General features: G+C 26.2%; 4 protein-coding genes. All 4 read left to right on the forward strand.

Annotated features, from left to right (window positions below; genetic code table 11):
* The first annotated feature begins 467 nt into the window (after nucleotides 1-467).
* The gene (locus tag Q0V67_RS10230; RefSeq protein WP_297599298.1) at nucleotides 468-1,187 is read left to right on the forward strand and encodes a hypothetical protein; all 720 of its coding nucleotides are present in this window, start codon (nucleotides 468-470) and stop codon (nucleotides 1,185-1,187) included.
* Nucleotides 1,188-1,230: 43 nt separating this feature from the next.
* Nucleotides 1,231-1,848: a hypothetical protein gene (locus Q0V67_RS10235; RefSeq protein ID WP_297599300.1), complete on the forward strand. Its 618-nt coding sequence runs from the start codon at nucleotides 1,231-1,233 to the stop codon at nucleotides 1,846-1,848.
* Nucleotides 1,849-1,973: 125 nt separating this feature from the next.
* The gene (locus Q0V67_RS10240; RefSeq protein ID WP_297599301.1) at nucleotides 1,974-2,666 is read left to right on the forward strand and encodes a hypothetical protein; all 693 of its coding nucleotides are present in this window, start codon (nucleotides 1,974-1,976) and stop codon (nucleotides 2,664-2,666) included.
* Nucleotides 2,666-5,253, forward strand: a 2,588-nt coding sequence (locus Q0V67_RS10245; RefSeq protein WP_297599303.1) for a hypothetical protein, incomplete at its 3' end; no start/stop codon positions are given. The genes Q0V67_RS10240 and Q0V67_RS10245, both read left to right, overlap by 1 nt.

Genomic DNA, 5,253 nt, shown 5'->3' on the forward strand with positions numbered 1-5,253 from the left:
CAAGAAATTTTTGGTATTTTAATTGTCTTAATAGGGATATATTTAGCTAAAATAGGAAATAATAATTAAAATCAAAAGAGATTTAGAATAATGAATAGTTTAAAAGAAATGAAAAGTAAATTAAACAATTAAGTAAAAAATTAAAAAAATCATTAAGATAATATATTGAAATATTACTATTAATTTATAAAATATAATTAAAAGTTTAAAAACGAACAATAAAATTATAGAAAAAATAAAGAATATATGATATAATTCTAGTAGAAATTAATGCAACTAAAAATAAAGGGAAATCGTGAAACAGTGATACCGTAGTCCTTGTTTTTAATTAATTTTCAATTGAATATTTTTGTCAGGGAAATCGGAAACAATGATAACGTAGTCCTGTAAAAGTAAGTGCTTATTTAAGTGCTTGTTTTTGCAGGGCTTTTTTTATTATTTAATCAAAAATCAGGAGGAAATTTAACATGAAAAAATTTTTAATGTCAACCTTATTTGCATTTATATTTATTATAAATGTAGTTCCGAGCTATGCTCTAAAATTCTATCCTTTAAATTATGATAAAAGGATTGATTTGGATGGTGGTTATGGAGAATTTACATTAGTGAATACTTCTAAAGAACCAATCAGATATAAATTAGAAGCGACAAATACAAAAAAGATAACAGATATATCCAAATTAGTAACGATATATCCAAAAGTTTTAACTATTGAGCCTTTAGAAGAAAAAAGCTTTAAAGTATATGTAAAAGAAGATTCAAAATTAAAAGATGGAGAATATTCTTTTAATTTAGAAATAAAGCCTTTGAAATCTCCAAATTTAAAAGAATTAAAAAGAGGAACAACAAGTCAAAGTTTTGAAATTAAACAGGCTTTAAAACTTGAAATGTTTGCTCATGTTGGTGATTTAACTAAACCGTTTGAATTATCTAAGGAAAAATTTTATGAAAAAGATGGAAAAAAGAAATTCAGATCGAATGTTAAAAATTCAACTGGTAGAGGATATGAATTAGCTGTAGGGTTTACAGATTCAAATAATGTTTTATTGCCAGTTTTATATCCTGTTGGAAGATTATTTAATGGGAATGAAACAGTTATAGATGTAGAGATACCACAACACGCAAAAAATATAATTTTTTACGATTATAACAATATTAAAGTTTTAAAACAAACTATAAAAATCTAAAAATTTATAGTTTGAAATTATATATAACAGGAGGAATTAAATTATGAAAAAATTATTAATGGGAGCATTAGCAGTATTAACAGTATCATCAATGGCATTTGGAGCTTCAACTCAACAAATGGTTGATTCAACTTTAAGTGCAACAAATCCAGGAGATAAAGTGGGAGCAGGAGTACCTTTTGAAGTTAGAGTAAATATAGCACCAAAAGGACCAGAATTAGTGATTGTGGATGAAAATGATAATATTTACGACACTATGGTATTTGATCATGGAACAAAATTAGCAGGAACACTTAATAGATCAGTTGTTGAAAGAACAGCTATTTTAAAAAGAACAGATAATCACCCATTTTCAGCAGACGCAAGTGGGAAAGTAGGAACAACTCAATATATAGGTCAATTCGCTTTAGCAACAAATAATAATTATGACCCAACAACAAATATTTTAACTTTAGATAAATTATCTTCTGTAGGTGATACAGGTTCAACAACAATGACTATGCCAACAGAATTTAATTTTATAAAACAAGAAAGACCTATAAAAGCAACAGATAACAATATGAGAACTTTAGTACAATCAGTAATCAAAGCAGGAACTAAAGCTGACCCTGGAATGTATGTAGGAAATGGAACATTTACAGCAACTTTAACAGTTAAATAAAACTTTGCTTCAATTTGAAGCAAAGTAAAAACAAATAATAAAAGTTAGTTAGATTCATTAAATTAAGAGCAAGAAAAAATATTCTTGCTCTCTATTTAATAAATTTAAAATAATGGAGGGATTAGATGGAAAACTTAAAAAAATTAATTATATTTTTTATACTTACTTTTAAAACATTTGCATATATGCAAGTAGCACCTATTATCTTTGATAAACGAATAGATAAAGAAGGAGCTACACAAGAATTTTATATTACTAATCCAACTGCTAAAGAAGTTGGATATAGGCTTTATAAGGAAAAAAGTGAGAATGGACTAGATATGACACCATATATGGAATTTTACCCTAAAAGTTTAAAACTTAAACCAGGGCAAAGTGAAAAAGTTAGAGTTTATATAGAAGCACCAAAAGAAGCAAAACAAGGTGAATATACAGCAATAATGGGGATAAAAGAAATAAATATTCCAGGTATTGAAAAAAAGGGAAATGGAAGTGTAATTATTTATACAGATTTGAAGTTAGAACTTGGAGGATATGTAGGAGATTTAAAACCAAAACTTCAAATAGATGATTTAGAATTAAAAAATAATAAACTTAGTTTTAAAATCTCTAACATTGGAGAGATTAGAACAAAAGTAGAAGCCTACTTAGAAAGTGATAATTTGAAAGAAGCAAAATATCTTGATAGTTTTAGACTTTTAAAAGGTTATAAAAATACTTTTAATCAAAAATTAGATATAGGTAATCTTAGAAATCCAAGATTAGTAATAACAGATATGGAAGGAATTAAAATTTTAGAAAAGGGGATAGGGAAATAATGAAAAAGAAAAATACTATTATTTTTTTAGGAGTTATCGCACTTTTACTTGTTTCAGCAAAATATATTCCTAAAAAAAATGCTGAAGATATAAAGCAATTTGAACCAAAAGAAATCCAGGCTAATGAGATTAAAAATCTTAAACAAGAGAATATTATTTTAAAAAATATTGAAAATATTGAAGTTAATAATTTTGTAGATGAAGATATAAATATTTCAATAAATCAAGATAATAAAAATGAGAAAGTAGCAACTGAAGGTCTTAATAATAATAAAATCAAAAATCAAAAAATAAGACAAGCTACAGCTAGAGAATTAGAAGAACTAAAAGCAAAAGGACTTATAAGTGAAGAAGAATATTTATTAGAAAATGGGGGTGAAATAAATCAAGATGGTATTCATCTTTTTTCATTATACGTAAATGGAGATAAAAAAAGTGAGTCTTATTCTCCATTTATAGAGAATGAAAAGGTTTATTTTCCCCTAATCACATTTTTTGAACTAATAAATTTTAGAAATTTTGAAAGAATAGAAAATAATGTAAATGCAAAGCTAGGTGATAGCCTAGAAGATGTAGTTATAGACACAAAAAATAATAGAATTTTAAAGAATAATCAAGAATTAAAACTAACTTCTGATAGTATCAAAGCCTTTGATGGAGATATTTATTTGGAAAAAGATATCTTTAGAAAATTATTTTTAACTAATCTAGCTCTTTCTAAAGAGAAAGAAAAAATTAATATGACATTAAATTTTTCAACACCTGAAGAAATAGGAATAAGACAAAATAACAATGAGAGGTTATTAAAAGAAGGGAAAACAACAAAAGATATTCTTTATACAAATGATAAAAAGTTATTTGAATTAGGATATTTAAGAACAGAGCTTAATCAAATTTTTAAAAAGAATGAATATGAAAAAAATGGAGATTGGCAAAGTGATTGGGAAGCCAATCTTGAATATCAAGGAGCTTTTCTTTATGGAGAAATAACAGCAAATTATGATGTTAGAAACCATATGTTTGAAGATATAAAACTAAGATATGACGATATTTATAAAGGTCATACTTTGGAAATTGCAAATTATAAATACATGGATAGTGGAGCTAGAGAGTATGATATATCTTTTAAAAAAGATAAGGGATATATAGTAACAGGTTCTAAAAATTATATTATAAAAGAAAATGTACCTCTTGGAAGTAGAGTTGAACTTTTATATATGGGTATCATAATAGATATTCAAAATGCAACAAATGGGGTAGTGGAGTTTAAAAATGATGAAATTAAAGAGGATAGAAGTTATCAATTAAAAATTTATACTCCTGATGGAAAAATTTTAATAAAAGATATAAATACAACTTCAAATTATAATCAACAGAATAAGGGTGAAGTTGAATACGATATAAATATTCGTGAAAATCACGAAAGTGGAAAACCAACAACAGATTCTAAAGTTTACTATGGTCTTACAGATCATTTAACATTAGGAATGGGATATTTAAGAGAGCCTGAACTAATAAATGATGAATATGAGTATTTGGATAAAGGAAGATTAGAAGCTGTTTATTCTGATTATGTTTACTCATTACCATACACATTAAGAGTTGGTGGGGATAAAGTATTTAATAAATTTGAGTATAAAGTAAATGAAAAAAATACTAAAGATGATTACTCCTATGATTTCTTAGGTCAAATTGATATTAAAAAAGTTAGATTAAGACTTGAACATGAAAGTAAAGGCGAATTTTACGAAGATAAATATAAGACAAAATTCTATGTAAGATACACTCCTATAAAGGCTTTAGATTTGGAGTATGAAAGAGAAGAAGCAACTAAAAGGGATGGAATTTATGGAGTAGACTATAAAGAGAAAATTAATAAATACAGCATAGAGTATTCAAAAGCATATAAAGATTTACTTCTTACAGGAGAATATGAATACCATACAGAAGATAAAGGAAAATATAGCTTTAATACCTACTATACTGGGCTTAGAACAGCAACTCTTAAACTAGAGAATACTTGGAAAAATGATGGTAAAGATTATGAAGTTGCCTTCAGTATTTTTAGCAACGGAAACAGATTATTTGATTATAATCTAGAAGCTAGATATACAGAGCAAGAGAAAGATAAATTTACATTTAGATTCTCAACTAATTACAACAACTGGTTTGACTACGAAATGTTTATTGATAAAAAAGGAAACCAAGAACACAAATTCGGAATAGATCACATTACTGATTTAAGAAATCCAACTGCTAAAATCAAAAATATGGACAGCAGTCCTCTTAAAGTTATTACATTTGTAGATAAAAATGATAATGATATTTATGACGAAGGAGAGGAACTTATTAAAAATGTTGAGGTTCAAATAGGAGAACAAAAGATAAATACCAATGAAAATGGAGAAGCTATGTTCTATGGAGTTCCAAACTATGTAACATATGATTTAGAACCTAAGATTAAAAAACCTAATTTCCTATTAGGAAATAATAAGGTACAAGTTCAAGGGAAAAATACAGCTACTATAGTAGCTCATATTCCTGTAAAGCCTATGCTAACTTTAACAGGATTTATCAATGTAGAGGA

The sequence above is a fragment of the uncultured Cetobacterium sp. genome (genome assembly GCF_947072685.1).
Lineage (GTDB): Bacteria > Fusobacteriota > Fusobacteriia > Fusobacteriales > Fusobacteriaceae > Cetobacterium_A.

What these genes read in the sequence shown, in the direction of transcription:
- Q0V67_RS10235 (WP_297599300.1), top strand. Translation starts at nt 1,231, where the DNA reads ATGAAAAAATTATTAATGGGAGCATTAGCAGTATTAACAGTATCATCA.
- Q0V67_RS10230 (WP_297599298.1), top strand. Translation starts at nt 468, where the DNA reads ATGAAAAAATTTTTAATGTCAACCTTATTTGCATTTATATTTATTATA.
- Q0V67_RS10240 (WP_297599301.1), top strand. Translation starts at nt 1,974, where the DNA reads ATGGAAAACTTAAAAAAATTAATTATATTTTTTATACTTACTTTTAAA.